The sequence below is a fragment of the Streptacidiphilus sp. PAMC 29251 genome (assembly GCF_054208735.2).
On sequence record NZ_CM135725.2, the window covers coordinates 8,173,273 to 8,190,567 of the forward strand.

The 17,295-nt window shown below is 68.9% G+C and carries 13 protein-coding genes and 3 pseudogenes; 8 read left to right on the forward strand and 8 right to left on the reverse strand.

Annotation, left to right across the window (positions count from 1 at the left end; translation table 11 throughout):
* The first annotated feature begins 1,142 nt into the window (after positions 1-1,142).
* Complete coding sequence (locus ACXKR8_RS38775) at positions 1,143-1,919, forward strand: hypothetical protein (protein WP_458269206.1); 777 nt, start codon at positions 1,143-1,145, stop codon at positions 1,917-1,919.
* Between the two features lie 215 nt (positions 1,920-2,134).
* The gene (locus tag ACXKR8_RS38780) at positions 2,135-2,320 is read left to right on the forward strand and encodes a hypothetical protein (protein WP_458269207.1); all 186 of its coding nucleotides are present in this window, start codon (positions 2,135-2,137) and stop codon (positions 2,318-2,320) included.
* A 9-nt stretch (positions 2,321-2,329) separates the two neighbouring features.
* Here the strand turns inward: ACXKR8_RS38780 and ACXKR8_RS38785 are convergent, their stop codons facing one another.
* Entirely contained in the window at positions 2,330-3,826 is a 1,497-nt protein-coding gene (locus ACXKR8_RS38785) for a bifunctional phosphatase PAP2/diacylglycerol kinase family protein (RefSeq protein WP_458269208.1), read from the reverse strand.
* Between the two features lie 225 nt (positions 3,827-4,051).
* On the opposite strand from ACXKR8_RS38785, the pseudogene ACXKR8_RS38790 reads away from it, so the two are divergent.
* Together ACXKR8_RS38790 and ACXKR8_RS38795 are read left to right on the forward strand one after the other, a co-directional pair.
* Positions 4,052-4,814: pseudogene (locus ACXKR8_RS38790) on the forward strand (DUF1206 domain-containing protein).
* Between the two features lie 290 nt (positions 4,815-5,104).
* A pseudogene (locus ACXKR8_RS38795) lies at positions 5,105-5,845 on the forward strand (DUF1206 domain-containing protein); the annotation flags it as partial.
* Between the two features lie 104 nt (positions 5,846-5,949).
* Here the strand turns inward: ACXKR8_RS38795 and ACXKR8_RS38800 are convergent.
* The gene (locus tag ACXKR8_RS38800; protein WP_458269211.1) at positions 5,950-6,783 is read right to left on the reverse strand and encodes a phosphatase PAP2 family protein; all 834 of its coding nucleotides are present in this window, start codon (positions 6,781-6,783) and stop codon (positions 5,950-5,952) included.
* 202 nt (positions 6,784-6,985) lie between these two features.
* Between ACXKR8_RS38800 and ACXKR8_RS38805 the strand changes: the two genes are divergently transcribed.
* On the forward strand, positions 6,986-7,285 hold the full coding sequence (locus tag ACXKR8_RS38805) for a hypothetical protein (protein WP_458269212.1): 300 nt from the start codon (positions 6,986-6,988) through the stop codon (positions 7,283-7,285).
* Between the two features lie 61 nt (positions 7,286-7,346).
* Here ACXKR8_RS38805 and ACXKR8_RS38810 read toward each other — a convergent pair whose 3' ends face one another.
* Complete coding sequence (locus ACXKR8_RS38810; RefSeq protein ID WP_458269213.1) at positions 7,347-8,024, reverse strand: YhjD/YihY/BrkB family envelope integrity protein; 678 nt, start codon at positions 8,022-8,024, stop codon at positions 7,347-7,349.
* On the opposite strand from ACXKR8_RS38810, the gene ACXKR8_RS38815 reads away from it, so the two are divergent.
* Positions 8,004-8,504, forward strand: a complete 501-nt coding sequence (locus tag ACXKR8_RS38815) for a hypothetical protein (RefSeq protein ID WP_458269214.1) — start codon at positions 8,004-8,006, stop codon at positions 8,502-8,504. The genes ACXKR8_RS38810 and ACXKR8_RS38815 overlap by 21 nt on opposite strands.
* 610 nt (positions 8,505-9,114) lie before the next feature.
* Here the strand turns inward: ACXKR8_RS38815 and ACXKR8_RS38820 are convergent.
* From ACXKR8_RS38820 to ACXKR8_RS38840, 5 genes and pseudogenes are all read right to left on the reverse strand, one after another.
* Complete coding sequence (locus ACXKR8_RS38820; RefSeq protein ID WP_458269215.1) at positions 9,115-11,745, reverse strand: choice-of-anchor D domain-containing protein; 2,631 nt, start codon at positions 11,743-11,745, stop codon at positions 9,115-9,117.
* Positions 11,746-12,571: 826 nt separating this feature from the next.
* A complete protein-coding gene (locus ACXKR8_RS38825) occupies positions 12,572-13,012 on the reverse strand; it encodes an RICIN domain-containing protein (RefSeq protein ID WP_458275203.1) in 441 nt (146 codons plus the stop codon).
* Between the two features lie 33 nt (positions 13,013-13,045).
* Positions 13,046-14,227 (reverse strand): annotated as a pseudogene (locus tag ACXKR8_RS38830) (glycoside hydrolase family 64 protein); the annotation flags it as partial.
* A gap of 461 nt (positions 14,228-14,688) precedes the next feature.
* On the reverse strand, positions 14,689-15,294 hold the full coding sequence (locus ACXKR8_RS38835; protein WP_458269216.1) for an acetate uptake transporter: 606 nt from the start codon (positions 15,292-15,294) through the stop codon (positions 14,689-14,691).
* A gap of 329 nt (positions 15,295-15,623) precedes the next feature.
* A complete protein-coding gene (locus tag ACXKR8_RS38840) occupies positions 15,624-15,779 on the reverse strand; it encodes a hypothetical protein (protein ID WP_458269217.1) in 156 nt (51 codons plus the stop codon).
* 82 nt (positions 15,780-15,861) lie between these two features.
* On the opposite strand from ACXKR8_RS38840, the gene ACXKR8_RS38845 reads away from it, so the two are divergent.
* Entirely contained in the window at positions 15,862-16,260 is a 399-nt protein-coding gene (locus ACXKR8_RS38845; protein ID WP_458266979.1) for a transposase, read from the forward strand.
* On the forward strand, positions 16,257-17,291 hold the full coding sequence (locus tag ACXKR8_RS38850) for an IS3 family transposase (RefSeq protein ID WP_458274906.1): 1,035 nt from the start codon (positions 16,257-16,259) through the stop codon (positions 17,289-17,291). Before ACXKR8_RS38845 ends, ACXKR8_RS38850 begins: the two co-directional genes overlap by 4 nt.
* Positions 17,292-17,295: the final 4 nt, after the last annotated feature.

Here is a 17,295-nt window from a genome sequence, read left to right on the forward strand (position 1 = left end):
CGCCGCTGGTGCACCCCAGGACCTACCCGTGGCCAACCGGACGTGCCCCGATGCCCACCACTGTCACCAGTACGACCGAGGGACCATGACCGACACGTTGGAATGCGAGGCCCCCACCCCTGACCGGGCCTACGCCCACGCCCCAGCACTGCGCGGTGAGTTCACCCATCTGATGGACCAGATGCCCCACGCGCTGGCCAGCCGCCTGGCTGCGCCCGAGCACCGCGAGTACCTGCTGCGCCGGGCAGCGGTGAAGGACCGCACTGCGCTGATCGCTGTCCTGAGTGACGCCGACCGTGACCTCGCCAAGGCAGCGGCCGAAGAAGCCGAGGCCGCAGCCAGGGCGCTGTGGCACCACGACGGGCAACAGGACTCTGGGCAACTGCCCGCGGTGCTCCCGGCACGGAGGGGCGGGGGAGGGCCTGCGAGGCTACGTCCGCAGCCAGTACCTGATCTGGGCGGCGAGATAGTCCCGAGCCGGCGGCCACACAGGTCAGACCCAAGATGCGAGGCCAGCCGCAGGGACGCAGAACAGCCAGCCCCCACCCCTTCGCGGCGGATTCCGGTGGATCGCCCCCGGCACCCCCGCACCCCGCGAGGCCGCGCGACCGGCTGGCCTTGCGAGGAGCTCTGCTGGATCCTCACCGAACAGGTGGAATGCTGGTGAGGGCGGCCGGTGCATTGACGGTGAGTCCGTGATGGCAACTCCACAAACTGCAGTCCGGGGCGCCCCGTCCGTGCGGAATGTGGGCTCACGGCAACACACTTCACGGCGGATGTGTCTACCATCACGGGAACACAATGGCCTCAAATGACGGGTACGGCACTCATGGCAGACACAGAAACCAGCAGGATCAAGTCGGTTCTCGCCGGGATTCGCGACTATCTCAGAGGCCAACTCGATGAGCTGGACCTGGAACTGCGCCACGCGGAGCAGGCCGTGGTGGAGGTGAGCCGGGAACTCACCGCCAAGCGGGAAAAGGTGGAGGTCCTGACGGCCGGCCGTCACCTCCTGGCATCGAAATTGGCCGAGCTCGACGGGGCCAAGAATTCCGGGACGATCGCGCGGGCCCGCCGCTCACGCAAGACCGCAGCCGCCGCGGTGCCCCCGAAGTTGCGGCCCAGGTTCAGGGCATGCCGTGGTGGGAGCGCTGCCCGACAGTGCTTCGACCGCTGCGCCGCAGACCTCCGCCCCCACGTCCAGGAAGAGGGGCGCGGCCCAACAAAGCCAGGTCCTGGAATACCTGAACGCCAACCCGGGCATTCACAAGGTCGCCGAGATCGCCGCCGCGGTAAGCGGCCCGGACGCCTCGCCTTCGGCCGTTCAAGGAATTCGACGCGCCCTGGCAGCACTCCTGCAGGCCGGACAGGCGGACAAGTCGACACAGTCGGGCACGGCCTTCTATTCCGCCGCCACCGCATCTGCCGCGGCACCTGCGGTGAAGGGCAGGGCGACACGAAAGAAGGCCGCGCCACAGGACGCTAAGGCGACTGCGACCGACCCCGACACGACAGTGGACACGTCATCCGGCAAGGGAGCGCGTATTCCGGCGGCCCGCAAGGCGAAGACCGCGCCCAAGGCGTCACCTGCCAAGAAGGCCGTGCCGACCAGGACGGCGCCGAAGAAGGTCGAAGGGGGGGCCGCATCCTTGCCTGCGGCGGGTGAGCAGGACTCTGCCTCCGTTCCGGCGCCGAAGTCGGTGCGGGCGGACCGGGTGGCCATCGTGGCAACGCTCCGTGCCGCCGCACAGCCGCAGTCGGCCGCGGAGCTGTCCCGGTCGGTGATGGGGGAGCAGTGGAAGCCCTCGGATGCGACCAACTTCCGTAACGTCCTCAAGAGTCTGGTGAAGGAAGGCGCCGTTGCGGTGGTCCCTGGGGACAAGAACCGTTCCAGCTATACGGCCGTTCCCACCGCCTGATCCAGGAGCACCGCTCCAGCTCCCGGCAGGCAGCACACCCGACCGGTTTCCCTGGATTCTCGGCGGCCCCGGCGTGCCGGGGCCGCCGGACCATGCCCTCCTACCGTCCGGCGCCCTGCCGGGGATCAGTGGCGTCCGGACCGCCCGGACCTCGCGCCCCCCTTCCACTCGTGTGGGGGACTGCGCGGTCAGCGGAGGAGCGGTATGCCACCTTCATGAAGCCACCGACCGATGCCGTACTGACGGGCATGGCCCAAGTGATCGATGCACTCGTGCTGGCGGTCCGGACAGGCGATGCGCCAAGGACCGAGGAACTGCTGTTCCAGTTCTGCCGCCTCGCGGAGTTCGAGGACCTGCTGAGGTTGAGGACCGCACTGGAGGCCGATCTGTGGAGGCATTGAGGCGCAGCGTCAGTCCTGGGGCGGCAGGTAGACGTTGAGCGCGTGGAGGGCCTTGTCCAGGATGAGGGTGCTGCCCGCAGGGCTTATCTCGCCGTCGCGGGCGTAGTGCTCGGTGTCGTGGATGCCGTCGATGCGCAGGTGGGAGACGGAGGCGGCCTGGTAGACGCGGGAGCGGGCCAGGGTGCCGGTCAGGAACGCGGCGACCAGGCGGGTGCGGGCCAGGGGGTGGCTGCCGTCCACCGCGCGGATGTCCAGGGTGCCGTCGTTAAGGCTTTTGCGGAAGCTGGGCGCGAACCCGGGCGGGTCGTAGCGCCCGTTGCCGGCGAACAGCAGCCACAGGCTGCGCTCCTTGCCGTCGATGACAGCCCGGGTGGGCTGGCCCGTGGCCAGGACCCGGACCAGTCCAACCCCCAGGGCTGGCCATTTGCCGAGGTACTTCTCCAGTGATTCGCGGGCGCGGACCAGTTCGGGGTAGACCCCGATGCTGAACGTGTTGAGGAAGTACGCCGGCTCCGGCTCGCCTTGCTCCGCGCTGCTCGTGGCGCCCTTGGAGATAATGCGTCCCAGGTCTACTGACCCGCCGTTGCCTTCCCGGACGGCGGCCACGGTGTCCTGCAGGGTGAAGATGCCAAGGTCGGCGGTGAAGTGGTTCAGGGTGCCGCCGGGGAAGACAGCCAGCGGCAGCCTGTGCTCGGCGGCCAGCAGGGCGGCGGCGTTGACCGTGCCATCTCCGCCGGCCACCCCCAGCGCACTGTCCCCACCGGCGGCTTCGACGTCGGCCACGGCCTGGTCGAGCAGGGCGATCAGGTCCTGGTCGCCCTCGCGCACCCGCACGTCCGCGTGCGGCAGCTCGGCGCGCAGCTGCGCCTCCACGCTGTCCGCGCTGCCGGAGGAGCTGTTGACCACCACGATCAGGCCCCGGCCCTGGGGCAGCGCCGGCACCTGGACCCGGGCCCGGGCTGCTTGCGCCGGTGCGTCGTCGCGCAGCGGCCACCACCGCAGCGTCAGCGCCGCCACCCCGGCCCCCAGCGCTGCTCCCGCCACTACGTCGCTGGGGTAGTGCGCCCCGGTGTAGACGCGTGAGCCAGCCACCGCCGCGGCCAGCGGGATGACCGCTGCGCCCAGCCAGGGTGACTCCAGGGTGACGGCGGTGGCGAACGCGGCGGCGGAGGCCGCGTGCCCGGAGGGGAAGGAGGTGGTGATCGGGGGATGCAGCAGCCGGCGGGCTATCGGCACAGCGGTGGTGACCGGGCGTCGACGACCGGTCAGCTGCTTGGCCACGACGTTCGCGGCGGTGGACGCCAAAGCCAGGGCACCGATGCCCCGCATGGCGGCACGGCGCGCGCTGCGGTTCCGCGAGAGCCCGAGCGCGGCACCTGCAGCCAGCCACAGCATCCCGTGGTTGGCGCTGCGCCCCAGGCGCGGCAGCACGGGGTCAAGGCCCCGGGGGTGCGCGGCGGCCACGCGGTCGAACAGGCGCACGTCGAGGTTCTGCAGTCGTCCCATGGCCCCCGGATACCCCCATCGGGTTCGAACACGCAGCCGGTGCCCCGAGGCGTGCCATGCGGGGTGCCGGGCAGGGGTGAGCGCAGCGGTGCGCGCTGCGCACCCGTGTGTTGAGGGAGGGTCATCGTGGCGTCGTCGCACGCGCACAGCGGAGGGACCGGGGCAGGCAGCCGCTCGGATTCCTCGTCTTCTTCATCGGTTCCGCGCCCCAGCGAGAAGGGTGCGCTGCGCACGGCGGGCCGTGCGGGCTTCGTGGCACGCGGGGTGGTCTACGTCCTGATCGGCGTCCTCGCGATCGAGATCGCGTTCGGCAAGGGCGGAGCGGAGGCGGACCGCCAGGGCGCGCTGCACCAAGTGGCCTCCCAGCCCTTCGGCCTGGCGATGCTGTGGATCCTGGTGGTCGGCTTCGCCTGCATGACCCTGTGGCGCGCCTCCCTTGCGGTGTTCGGCGAGGGCGGCCAGAAGAAGACCGGCAGCCGGGTCCTCAGCGCCGGGCGCGCGGTGTTCTACGCCTCGGTGTGCTGGGGCACCGCCGCCTACGCGGCCGGCAGCGGGGGACAGTCGGGCAGCAACGCCAAGTCCCAGGACTGGACCTCCTCCGCACTCAAACTCCCCGGCGGCCAGGCCCTGGTAGCGATCGCCGGCGTCGTCCTGTTCGCCGTCGGGGTAGGCATCGCGGTCAGCGCGATCCGCCGCAAGTTCCTCAAGAAGATCGACACCGCCACGATGAGCGCACGGACCCGCAAGGCCGTGACCGCCCTGGGCATCGGCGGCAACACCGCCCGCGGCACCGTCTTCGCCAGCGCCGGGGTCTTCATCGTCATCGCCGCCATCCACTTCGACCCCCACCAGGCCAAGGGCATGGGACGCCACCCTGCGCAGCTTCGCCCACACCCCGGCCGGCCCCTGGCTGCTCGTACTGATCGCCCTGGGTCTGGTGCTCTTCGGCGCCTTCTCCTTCGCCTCCGCACGCTGGCGCAAACTCTGACCTGCCCTCCTGCCACCTCTCAGGAAGGTTTGACGACGAAGCGTCAAACACTCCCGCCAGTGGTCGTTTTCAGACGTGGCTCTGGGGCAGCCGGGGGGCAGGAGGCACACATGGACTGGACACTATCCGGCAGGCGTCACACCCGCACCCGCCGCACCAGCAGTTCCCGCTACAGCCGCACCGGCAGATCCCGCGAACGCTCCCCGCGCACCCGGTCGCGCGGGGGCTGGGGTTCCCGGCGGGTGGCCGGGGCAGGGGCGATAGACGGCCTTGCCCGCGCGGGCTTCATAGCCCGGGGCGTGGTCTACATCGTCATCGGCATCCTGGCCGTACTGGTGGGACTGGGCTACGGGCGCCATGACCTTGACCGCGCCGGCGCGTTGGTGGCGATTGCCGACGAGCCCTTCGGGGCCCTACTGCTGTGGCTGCTGGTCATCGGCTTCGTCGGGCTGGCCCTGTGGCGCGCGGTGCGCGCCGCTAGCTCCGCCGAGAGCGGCGGCCACCGGCTCCTGGACGCGGTGCGCGCCATCGTCTACGCAGTCGCCGCCTGGAGTACGTACCAGTTCCTGGTCCACGGCCGCACCCCCACCACGTCCGACGACAGCGCCCACGACGTCAGCGCCCGCCTGCTGCACACCGACGGCGGACGCGTCCTGATGATCGTCGCCTCACTGGTCGTCATCGCGGTCGGGATCGCCATCGTCGCTCGTGCGGTCAGCAAGCGCTTCGCCGAACGCCTGCGCACCGGCTGGATGACCTACCGCACCCGCGACCTGGTGCTGCGCCTGGGCCAGGCCGGCCACATCGCCCGCGGCGTGATCGTCGTCGCCGTCGGCTTCTTCGCCCTGCAGGCCGCCCTGTCCGACAGCCCGGGAAAGGCCAAGGGCCTGGACGCCACGCTGCGGACCTTCGCGCAGACTTCCTTCGGCCCGCTGGTACTGGTCCTGGTGGCGCTTGGCCTGATCGCGTTCGGGCTGTACTCCTTCGCCGAAGCCCGCTGGCGTCGCACCCTGGGCGGCGTCCCCCGCTGACAGGGAGCACCCCCGCAGCGGCCCGTTCCTACACCACACCGCCCCGGTGAGGCCCCTCAGACCTGAGGGTCCTCACCGGGGCGGTGCATGCCGACCCTGAGGTATCAGGGCGGCGGAGGAGTACCCGCCGCGTTGCGCTCGCTGTTGCCCTGTCCACCGGTGCCTGTCGGCAGGGCAGTGGTCAGCTGGCGCACCGCTGCGTTGAGACGGGGCAGCAACGCGCAGGTCAGCGCTGTCGCCAGGAGCCATCCGGCCAGCACGTCGGTGGGCCAGTGGACACCGAGGTAGACCCGGCTGACCCCGACGCAGACCGCCCACAGCGCGGCCACTGCGCACACCGACAGGCAGGTCCACCAGTGGTGGCAGTACCTCAGCAGGACCGCCGCCAGAGTGATGGCTACCACCGCGGACGTGGTGGTATGCCCTGAAGGAAGTGCGGCACCGCTGGCAGCGGTGGCCCAGTCTGCCCGCGGCGGACGCGGCCGTGCCAAGGAGCTTGCCACTGCGACGCGGACGGCTTCGGCCGCGGCCAGCGCCAGGACGCCGATCACTGCCCCACGCCAGGAGCGCGTGCGACTGGAAGAGGCCAGTGCCCCGGCCAGCGCCGCCAAGATATAGGGCGGCGCTCCCGTCCCGGTGAACGAGACCCAGCGTGCGGCGGACGGCCAAGGACCGCTTCGGTGGGACATCGCCCAACGGTGCACCGCACTGTCGAAGGGGAACGCAGCGCCCCCGCGCGCGGCCACGACCATCACCAGGACGGCGAGCAGGACCACCGCCCCTGCGGCCCCCGCGATCCCTCGGCGCGACAGCTTCCCCGGGGCTGGCAGCGCGTGGGAAACCTGCGCCAGTCGCCTCGTCCAATGCTCCCGCTGAGCAGCCATCGCACTCCCTGCCAGGATCCCGCGCGTCGATGCAGGAACGGCCCCGATGGCCATCCAATGTCTACCACGTTGTAGACGCACACGCTGACGTCGAGTCGGGCTCCTCACGTGGCAGGGCAGCCTCAAAGATCATCCACGCGAGGGGATTTGACGTAGTACGACCCGGTCGCGACGCACGCGCGGGACGGATGGGACACCGGAGACAGGGCAGAAGTGATCCATGAGCGAAGTATTGGTGGAACACGATCCCGATCGAATGGACACGCAGGACATGGCGGCCGTCCTGGCCGTTCTAGACGGCATCGCCGTCGCCGCCGAACCGACCCGGGCGACCGGCGGCGTTGACCAGCGAGTGTGGACCCTGTGCGTGCACTGGCTGCAGAAGGGGCCGGTGTCCTCGGACACCGAGGCCGCCCTGCCCGCAGCCCTGGCCCGCATCCGCGACCACTTTGTCACCCGCGGGCGCACACCGCCCGCGCGGTTGGAACTGCGCGGGCTCGACCACGTGGTACTCCTGACCATCGACGCCGGAACAGCAGCGACCCGGACGAACTGATCCCAGCCACGACCCGCGGATAGCCGACAGGCTGGTTGGCCGCGGACGGCTGGTCCCGCGCTCAGGGGGTCCGGGACGTGATTTCCTGGCGGAGGAGTTCGACGGTGAACTGGGCTCCGGCCAGTAGGGCGAGGTTGGAGACCCAGAGCCAGACCAGGAACACGACGACTCCGGCCAGTGAGCCGTACAGGCGCCCGTAGGAGCCGAAGGTGGCGGCGTACACCGCGAAGGCCGCCGAGGCGGCGAGCCACAGCACGGCGGCCAGGGCGCCGCCCGGCAGGGACCGGCGAAAGCCCCGGGACGCGGGCGGCCCGGACCTGAACAGCACCATTACCAGCAGAGCCACCAGGAGCAGCAGGGTGGGCCACTTGAGCACGACCCAGGCAGCGGCGCCCGCTGTGCCGAGACCGACGGCGTGGCCTAGGGCCTGGGCGAGCGGGTCGGTCAGGACCAGGACCATGGCGCTGGCGACCAGCACGAGCAGCAGGACGGCGGCGGTCAGGACGATGGTGTGGGCCTTGCGCCAAACCGGGCGGGTGTCTTTGACTCCATGCAGGACGTGCAGGGCGCGTCGGAAGACGGCGAGGTAGCTGGAGGCGGACCACAGGGCGCTGGCAGTGCCGGTGACGACCAGGACCCACGCGGCTGAGCGGTCCGCCGCCCCGCCCAGGGCCTGCCGCAGCGCGGCCCCGGACTGAGCAGGGGCCCAGACGCTGACGTGGGCTACCAGGGCGTCCATGACCGAGCGGCTGACCAGGCCGATCACCGAGACGCTCACCAGCAGTGCCCCGCGGACGCCACCGCGAAGCTCCACGCGCTGGCGCAGGTTCCCGCAGCCGACCTGGTCTACCTCAGCTCCCATGGCAAACCCGTCCAGAACGCAGCCGCCCAACTCGCCGCCCTCGCCGCAGTACCCGCGGACGACCTGGCCTACCTACACACCTACGGACCCCGACTCCAAGACCCCACGACCGTCGCGGCGCTGACCTACCTGCACCAGCACGCTGCCGCCGTTCAGAAGGCACACCACGACTCCCCCCGGCAGTGGCAGCACTACCTCTGGATCGCTGTCGCCGGCCAACTCCTGTTCATTCCGCTCATCTTCGTCATGGCTGGCTACTGGGACCCCCGCCAGGCCAAGCGCCAGGAAATCGAACACGAGGTGTGGCTCCAGAGTCAACTCGCCGCCCTGACCGACAAGGACCACACCACGGCCTGAGCCGCCCTGCGATCCACGAGCAGGGAGCTACGAGGCGTAGCCGCCACCGGCACCGCCGTGGTTGCGGCAGTAGGTCACTCAGCCGAGCGGCCGGCTGCCGCCGGCGACCAAGTCGGGGCGGACACCCCAGGACTCCAGCAGCCGATGACCACGACCGCGCCAGGGCGCCACGCAGACCGGCCCGTCAACTGCAGGAACCGAAGGGTGCCGCGGCTGCCTCTCACGGGCGGTTTGATCTTCGTGCCCTCCACGGTCTGCGTGCGCAACCGCTCGTGTTGGGATGCCGATGCGGCGAGGCAAAACACCCTTGGCGATAGCATCTACCAGCCCGGGTGGTCTACCGGGGAGCGATTGCAGCGCCCCGCCTATGTGGCGGGGCGCTGCGATGGGAGGGCTTGATGGGTGGTCTGGGGATACCCGCGGGATCCGAGTTGGGTGCGGGTGGAGGAGGCGGTGGCGGTGCGGGGGTAGAGCCAGAGTGTGCTGGCGTTGTCGCGGGCGATGACGTCCTTGTTGTTTTCGAACCTGGGAGGCTTGCCGTGGGCGGACGGAGCTTTAGGAGAGTCCGACCACGGTCGCGAGTGCCGCGATCATCGCTGCCGGCTCTGGTCTATGGGAGTGTCCACTGCTGGTTGGCGCCCCCGTCGCAGTCCCAGATGTCGACCTGGGTCTGGTTGGTGGCGCTGAAGCCGGGGTCGTCGAGGCAGCGTCCGGAGGAGGCGCTGACTAGTTCGCCGTTGGCCTGGTGTGTCCATTGCTGGTTGGTGCCGCCGTTGCAGTCCCAGAGCTGGATTTTGGTGCCGTTGGCGGTGCCTAGGGCGGTGACGTCTGCGCACTTGCCGTTGATCTGCAGGGTGCCGTTGCTGAAGGTCCAGGTCTGGGTGGGTCCGCCGTGGCAGTCGTAGATGACGACCGGGGTGGCGTTGGCGCCGTTGTTGTTGTCGTCCAGGCACTTGCCGGTGATCCCGGAGGCGATCTGGCCGGTGGTGGCGGTGACGCCGGTGCCGGTGAGCTTTTCCAGGATGGCGCCCTGCCCGTCGTCACCGGTGATCGAGTACTGGGCGGATGCCGCGCCCAGGGCGGTGGGGGTGAAGGTGATGGTCTGGGTGATGCTGTCGCCCGGGGACAACTGCTGGCCCTCAGAGACGGGGGTGCTCGTGTTGAACGCGCCGACCGGCGGTGCGGCCTTGGTCAGGGTCAGGGTGATGTTCCCGGTGTTGGAGATGGTGAAGGTCTTGGTGGCCGACTGGCCCAGTCCCACCGAGCCGAAGTCCAGCGGGTTGGGTGTGATGCTCAGGTGGGCGGCCCCAGTGACCGCTGTTCCGGCAAGCGGTACGGTCACCGCTCCGGCGTTGCTGGTGACCGACAGGGATCCGCTCTGGTTGCCGGCGGTGGTCGGAGTGTAGGTCACCGAGATCGACACGGAGGCCCCTGCTGCCAGGGTGGACCCGTTGGCGGGGAACCCGGTGGCGGTGAAGGGCGCTGATGGCGGGGTGGATCCGGTGATGGTGACCGGTGCGGTGCCGGTGTTCGTGATGCTGACGCTGACGGTGTTGTGCGCGCCGGTGGGTACGGTGCCGAAGGCAATCGTTGCGGGGGTTGCCCCCAAACCGGTCTTGGTCCCGGCGCCGTGCAGGTCCAGGGACACGGTACCTGTGTTGGTGGTGAAGACCAGGCTGCCGGTGGCTCCTCCAGTGGCGTTGGGCGTGAAGGAGACCGGCACGCTCAGGGTCTGTCCGGCGGTCAGGCTGACGGGGAGCGCGGGCGGGGTGGCGCCGTAGGGCGCGGCTGTCGCGATGCCGGTAATGGTGACGGCGCGGGCAGCGCTGACGGTGACGGTGGCGTGCCCGGTGCTGCCGACGGCCACGTTGCCGAAGTCGGTGGGAGAGGAGGTCAGGGACGCGGTGGTGGGCCGGCCGAAGCCGATCACGTGCCCGTCGCGGGTGCCGATGTAGACCCGGCCAGCATCGGTGGCCGGGGTGGCGAACTTGTTCGCGGTGCCGATGGCGGCCGAGTAGCGCAGGTGCAGCTGGCCGTTCTGCGGCACTGCGTCGTAGGCCCGCAACTGGCCCCCGGAGCCGTCGGACCCGTTGGAGTAGACCACCCAGACGATGGCCGAGCCGGACGTGGTTCCGTCCGAGGTGACGACCGGGGCGCCGGAGGTGAACCCGAAGGTCGAGGAACTGGTTCCGGCCGAGGACAGCACCGGAAGGCCGCTGCCGTTCACCCCGTACTTCAGGGCCCGTAGGTAGCCGCCGTTCTCGACGTCGTAGACGTAGCCTCCGTCGCCGCCCCAGAATGCGGGGTGGTCCCAGGTGCCGTTGTAGGGGCCGGCCGGTGCGCCGACCGAGTTGTCGCCGCCGCCGGGACCTTGACCCATGCCGCCGAGGTTGTCCCGGTCGAGCAGGAAGACCCGCCCGTCCTTGCCGCTCTGCACCATCAGGTGCGGGTGGGCGGTGGTGCCGAAGCCCGCGGGCAGGCCCATCGGTCCGCCGGCGCCGAAGTCGGTGTCGTCCTGGTCGAGTTTGCTGTTGTTGTTCGGGCTGAAGAAGTCCTTCGCAGTCAGCGAGCCGTCGGCGTTGACCTGCAGCCGGACCACCGACTCGCCCAGCGTGCCGGGTGGGCTGGAACCCGGGCCGGGGGCGGGGGAGACCCCGTTTCCGGTGGCCACGATGATTCGGCCGGAACCGTCGGAGACCAGGCCGCCGCCGGACTGCCAGATGCCGCCCTCCGCGGAGGCGGATCCTGACTCGGTCGACCAGAGCGTCGACATCGCCGGGGTGGTCGTCTTCACGCCCGCGACATATCCGACGTAGGGGCCGTAGTCGCAGTTGCTGGCAAATCCGGCATAGACCACGCCACCGAGCAGGAGCAGTCCGGGGCGCTGGTTGGCGGTCTCGGCGTTGAAGGTGTTACCCGGGTTGTTGCTGGCCTGCCCCTGGATCACCACTGGCCAGCCGGACCGCTCGGCGCCGGTGGCGGGGTTGATCGAGTGCATGTAGAAGTGCGGGTGGGCAGCGTCGGCGCCGTCGTTGACCTTGGCGAGGAAGAACACCGCACCGGTGGCCGGGTCGTACACCGGGGAGCTGGTGATGCCGATGTTCGGTACCAGGTCCCCGCAGCCCAGGGTCGATGCGGGCCAGGACGGGCCGACACTGCGCGACCACGTGATTGCACCGGTGACTGCGTCCATGCCGTAGATGTAGTTGTTCTCCGTCGCGGCGACTACCGTGCCACCCACGACCAGTGGTTGCGCGTACACCTGGCCATTGACCGGCGTGGAGAAGAGCTGGCCAAAGTCCGGGGCTGACACTGCGGACGGGCCGAGTGCCGGTTCGTTGGCATCCCATCCGGTGCGTAGCGTGTCGTAGGAGACTGTCGTGTCATCGGCAGAAGCCAGGTTGGGCAGTGCGCCCATCGTGGCGCAGAACACCGCTGCGGCTACCGAGCCGTAAAGGAATCTGCGGAAGAAGCGACCGAGCATGGGGTGTCTCCAAACAGAAATCGGCGGACGTTTGGCAGCTGTGAATGCTGATGTTGTTCGTGTGCTTCGGCGCGCACTTGTCGCAGCAAGCCCGAGCCGGAGGTGGGTACGGTTGCTCAGCAGGCCCAATGGAGCGGGTTCCAGTGCTGACGCTTGCGCGGTGCCAGGAGCTCTCCGGTGGGTTGCTGAAGCGCTGAGGTAATGAGGGCGCTGCTGTTGTCGATCGTCGGCATCGAAGCATGACGGCCTGCGACCGAGCGGTGGACTGCCTCATGCACCCTCTAGCACCGTACCGGTCGTACACATATCCACAGGGGTTGTGGATAGCACTCGCGACCTCGGCGTCAGATCGGCGTTTCGCATGGTGCCCGCTCCTGGGAGCACCATGGATGGCTATTGACCTGGTGCCTGCACCGTGGGGAGTGCCCGGGAGGCCGGGTGCAGAACCTGCCGCCGTTGGGGAGAACGACGGCAGGCCCTGCAACGGGAGGCCGGGCTGCAGGAGCCGCGCGGTGTGGCGGCCCTTGGCTGCCGGCTGGTCAATATAGCTCGGTCGAGGAGAATGGATTGCTGCTGTGGTGGTTTAGCTTGCGGTGAGTTGGAAGGACTGGTTGGTGCCGTTGTTGCAGGTCCATTGTTCGATCAGGGTGCCGTTGGTGGTGGAGGCGCCGGTGATGTCGAGGCATTTGCCGCTGTTGCGGGCGACGAAGTGGTACTTGCCGTCGGACTGGAGGACGGGGAGCCATTGCTGGTTGGCTCCGCCGTTCAGGCCCCAGGTGTCGAGGTCGGTCCCGTCGGCGGTGGAGCTGGCGGGGACGTCGATGACCTGGTGGTTGCCGGCGGAGTTGCGGTTGGTGATGGTGTAGTAGCCGCTGTCGGTGGGGGTGAACTGCCACTGCTGGTTGGCCTGGCCTGCGCAGGGCCACTGCAGGATCGGGGTCCCGTTGGCGGTGCCCGCACCGGAGGCGTCCACGCACTGGCCGGAGTTGGTGTTGGCCAGCTGGTACCAGGCCGTGGTGCTCACCGGACCAGTCGGCGGCGTCGACCCGGAACCGTCGAGCGGGTTGAGGGTGATGGAGGCCTGGGTCGGGTTGTTGTCCTGGACCAGCGACTCGTGGTGGCCGACGTCGTCGAAGGCGAAGGCGTAGGCGTTGCCGTCGGCCATCTGCGCATGCAGGGCCTTGGCGTAGTAGTTGGTGTCCGCGTCCTGGTAGAAGCTGGCGGCGCTGGAGTCGGGCTGGTTGGAGTTGGTGAGCAGGGTGGTGCGGTTGTACGCGGCGCACAAGGTGCGCGAGATCGGGCCCCGAACCAGGTCGTTGGGGGCGTCCAGGGCGTTGTTGCAGCTGAAGATGCTGTCCGAGTCGGGCTTTTGGAAGGAGGTGACCACGGCTCCGGCGCTGTTGGTGAAGTTCATGGTGTTGCCGGACACGCGCCCGAAGTACTGGGTGTTCGGCTGGTCCGCGAAGGGTGTGACGGTCAGCGTGGAGGAGCTGTACTTGGCCCACACGCGGTTGACGTAGTCGTCCATGATGTTGGCCGGCAGGGCGCCGGTCTCGATGCCGTGGCTGGGGGCCAGGGCGCGCAGGACTGTGCCGTCCGAGCGGGTCTGCACGAGGTTGGCCCAGCCGCCGGGCTGGCTCTTGAGGGCGTTGAAGAAGGCGGTGTAGCCGCCCGGCTTGAGCGTGCCGGTGGTCTGGGTGCTCCCGTTGGCGTCCGTGGCTCCCACAGCGTAGGGGATCGCGAACATGTCGACCTGGGTGCTGTTGATCCACAGCCCGGAGTCGTTGAGGGTGTACTCGGTCCAGTCGAACAGGATGTTGTGGTTCGGATCGGTGGGGTTCTGCACCGCGGGCTGGACCAGTCCTCCGGTGGCCAGACTGAAGACCAGCTTCTGGCCGACGGAGAAGTAGAGCCGGCCGGAGAACTTCGGGATCCGGATGGTGGTGGACTGGCCGTTGGCCGGGCCAGCGATCGAGGCGTCCGGTGCCGGGCTGGGAGGGTTGGCGCCGGCCGGCCAGGGGTGGAAGGTGCCGTTGGCGTCGGCCCAGCCCTGCTGGTTGGTGGACAGCAGCGTTCCGAGATCATAGATGTAGATCGGGTCGCTGCGACCGGAGTTGTTGGTGAAGGTGAGCGGGATGGTGTCGGGTACCGAGGCGTTGGCGGACGGCGCGGTGAGCGCGGTCAGGCCTGCTGCGGTGAGGGCTGCGGCGAGGAACGCCGTCAGTAGCTTTCGTGCCATGGCACGTGTCTCCTCTTAATGGGGGTGGTTGCCCGGATGCAGGCGGAGGTGGGCGTACGCCGGCATGAGGGGGGTGTCGGCTGTCGCTGGTCCTGCGTGCCTGTCCGGCGGGCGCTGCCTGGAGAGCCGGAGAGGTCCAGACCTATTTGAGAGCGCTCTCAGCATTGAGCCGTGAGTTGTTATCTGTCAACGCCTCGAACGAGCCCCTTGCTGCGAATCCACGATGGTCCTACCGCCGTGTTGCTCGTCCACCGGTGAGTCGGGTGGACGATTTCTCGTGTGTGGGGGCATCGCAGGGCATGCTTCCGTGGCCCAGCGGTGAGTCCGACGAGTGGAGTCACGCTGAGCGTGAGGAGGGGACATGTCCGCGGCTCCCGCAGGGCCGAGTCCGGGGGCGGGTTCGCCATCGGAATTCCCGTGATCTCTATCTGTCTTGTGTTCATCGCTGCCTCAGGGGTGGACTAAATGGCGCGTGGCCATGTGGGAAGTGACTTGTTCTTCCAGGTGGCGTTCGCCGCTCCGGCCAGCGACCCGTACCAGGCGAGCAGCGCCGTGAGTAGGCCTGCCCATCCACCGGCCTGGGTGATCGTGGGGTGTTCGCTCAGGGCTCCGATCGTGAGCAGCAGGAAGGTCAGGGACAGGGCTGCGAAAACGGCGAGCACGACGCCGCTGACTCCGGTGGCGACCACCGTCATGTACACCGTGAAGATCGTCCAGGCCAGCAGGAACAGACCCGTTGCCTGGTAGGCGTGCGCGGGTGGCAGCTCCGGTGCCACGAACTGGACGTAGGCGGCGAAGGACAGCCAAAAGGAGCCGTATGAGGTGAAGGCCAAGGCACCGAAGGTGTTGTTCTTGCGGAACTCCCACATACCGGCAAGCAGTTGGGCTACACCGCCGTACCACAAGGCCACGGGCAGGACGACAGCTTCCAGTGCCTTGTCTGCGACGAGGTTCGCATTGAAGCAGGACAGGAGAAACGTGGTTAAGGCGAACGCGCCCAAGCCCAGTGGACCCGGGTCACCGATCGCAACATTGGAGGGCACGTCTGGCGCCGGTGTAAGAGGCATGGAACTCGTCCTTTGCGGTTGTAGGAGTACCCAGTTTTGGTTGGCCTTGCTCGCGTGCTTTGAGTGGGGAGCCAGCATGGGGGGACCCGTCCCTGTGGTCAGGAATGGCAGTGCGGTCGGACGACGCCGGGCGGGTTGAGCGGTAGCAGTTCGTGCTGTCCTGGAAGCCGGCCTCGGCAGAGCCCGAGCCCGTAGGGGTTTGCAAGTATGGCCTGGGCCCCGGCCCGCAGGTCGGGAGGACCTGCGGACCGGGGATGTGCGGTGTCAAGCATCGGTGTGTGGACGCATGGTCGGGTGGTGCGTCCGCCTCGGTCGCAGGGCGGATGGGCTCAGTAGTTGACCAGGTTGACCGGTCCGGGGTTGGCCGAACTGACTGCGGCACCGGTGCCGTTGATCACGGACTGGATGCCTCCCTGGTTGTTGAGCCACACGGTCAGCAGGTCATGGAACGCGATGCCCGAGGTGTGGGGCGCCTGGAAGGCCATGGCGTTCCCTCTCTGACAGTCTCGACTGAGACGTCCGGTTCGTCCGGGTTAGTCTGGATGGGCGAGACAGGAGATTCCCGGCATGGCTTCCAATACCACCACCTCACGCACAGCCCCCGAGCCCGACCCGGCCCCGCGGCCGAAGCGGCGCACGTTCACGGCGGAATACAAGCTGCGGATCGTCGCTGAGTACGATGCCGCCCCCAGCGGGGAGAAGGGCGCGGTCCTGCGCCGCGAGCGGTTGTACCACTCGCACATCATCGAGTGGCGGGCCGCGCGAGACGCCGGAGCGATGGCCACGCTCGCCGACCGGCGGACCTCGCCCGCACGCCCCAAGAGGCCCGCCGAAGCAGCCGAGGCCGAGCGGCTGCGCAAGAGGCTGGCCGTCGTGGAACGGGAGCTGGCGCAGAAGGACGCCGCCCTGGAGCTGCTGGGAAAAGCTTCCGCACTCTTGGAACTGCTCTCCAAGAGTGCGGGCTGAAAGCCGAGGCCGAGCAGGTCGCCGACGAGCTCTTCCAGTCGCTGGAGCGGGAGTTGAACACCACTGCGGCCTGCCGGCTGACCGGTCGCTCACGGGCCACGCACTACCGTCGGCTCAACCCGCCCCCGCCGCGCGAGCGCGCTCCGCGCCCCTCGCCGCCCTCAGCTCTGGCTCCGGCGGAGCGCGCGCGGATCCTGGCACTGATGAACAGCCCGGCCTATGCCGAACTGGCACCTGCCCAGATCTGGGCGCGCGAACTGGACGAGGGCCGCTACTACTGCTCAGTGCGCACGATGTACCGGATCCTGGAGGCCCAGGGCCAGACCGGCGAGCGCCGCCGCCAGGCCACCCACGCCGCCAAGTCCATCCCCGAACTCGTGGCCACCGCCCCCTCGCAGGTCTTCAGTTGGGACATCACCAAACTGGCCGGACCAGACAAGGGCATCTGGTACCACGCCTACGTCATCATCGACATCTTCAGCCGCTACGTCGTCGGCTACACCGTGGAGATGGCCGAATCGGCCGAGCGCGCCGAGGAGTTGATCAGCGAGACCGTCGAACGCAACGGCATCGCCCCCGAGCACCTGCACGCGGACCGCGGCACCTCGATGACCAGCAAGAAAGTCTCGCAGTTGCTCATCGATCTGGGCGTGACGCGCTCGCACTCGCGCCCCAAGGTCTCGAATGACAACCCGTACAGCGAAAGCCAGTTCAAAACCACGAAGTACATGGCCGACTACCCGGCGCGGTTCGACTCCCTGAACCACGCACGCGAGTGGTTCGACTCATTCATTGCCTATTACAACCATGAGCATCGCCATTCGGGCATCGGGCTGCACACGCCTGCGTCCGTGCACTTCGGCACCGCCGGCCAAGTCCAGGACCAGCGCGCCGTCACGCTCAACGAGGCATACGCCCGCCACCCCGAACGCTTCGCCCGCCGCCCCCGCCCGCCCAAGATCCCCGATCAGGCGTGGATCAACGACCCCGCCAAACGCAGAGAACCCGAATCAGCACAACAGAGCGCATAACCGT

Bases quoted from the DNA above. Each gene is read 5' to 3' on its own strand.
- ACXKR8_RS38835 (WP_458269216.1), bottom strand. From the start codon at position 15,294: ATGCCTCTTACACCGGCGCCAGACGTGCCCTCCAATGTTGCGATCGGT.
- ACXKR8_RS38840 (WP_458269217.1), bottom strand. From the start codon at position 15,779: ATGGCCTTCCAGGCGCCCCACACCTCGGGCATCGCGTTCCATGACCTG.
- ACXKR8_RS38780 (WP_458269207.1), top strand. From the start codon at position 2,135: ATGAAGCCACCGACCGATGCCGTACTGACGGGCATGGCCCAAGTGATC.
- ACXKR8_RS38845 (WP_458266979.1), top strand. From the start codon at position 15,862: ATGGCTTCCAATACCACCACCTCACGCACAGCCCCCGAGCCCGACCCG.
- ACXKR8_RS38785 (WP_458269208.1), bottom strand. From the start codon at position 3,826: ATGGGACGACTGCAGAACCTCGACGTGCGCCTGTTCGACCGCGTGGCC.
- ACXKR8_RS38800 (WP_458269211.1), bottom strand. From the start codon at position 6,783: ATGGCCATCGGGGCCGTTCCTGCATCGACGCGCGGGATCCTGGCAGGG.
- ACXKR8_RS38810 (WP_458269213.1), bottom strand. From the start codon at position 8,024: ATGGACGCCCTGGTAGCCCACGTCAGCGTCTGGGCCCCTGCTCAGTCC.
- ACXKR8_RS38805 (WP_458269212.1), top strand. From the start codon at position 6,986: ATGGACACGCAGGACATGGCGGCCGTCCTGGCCGTTCTAGACGGCATC.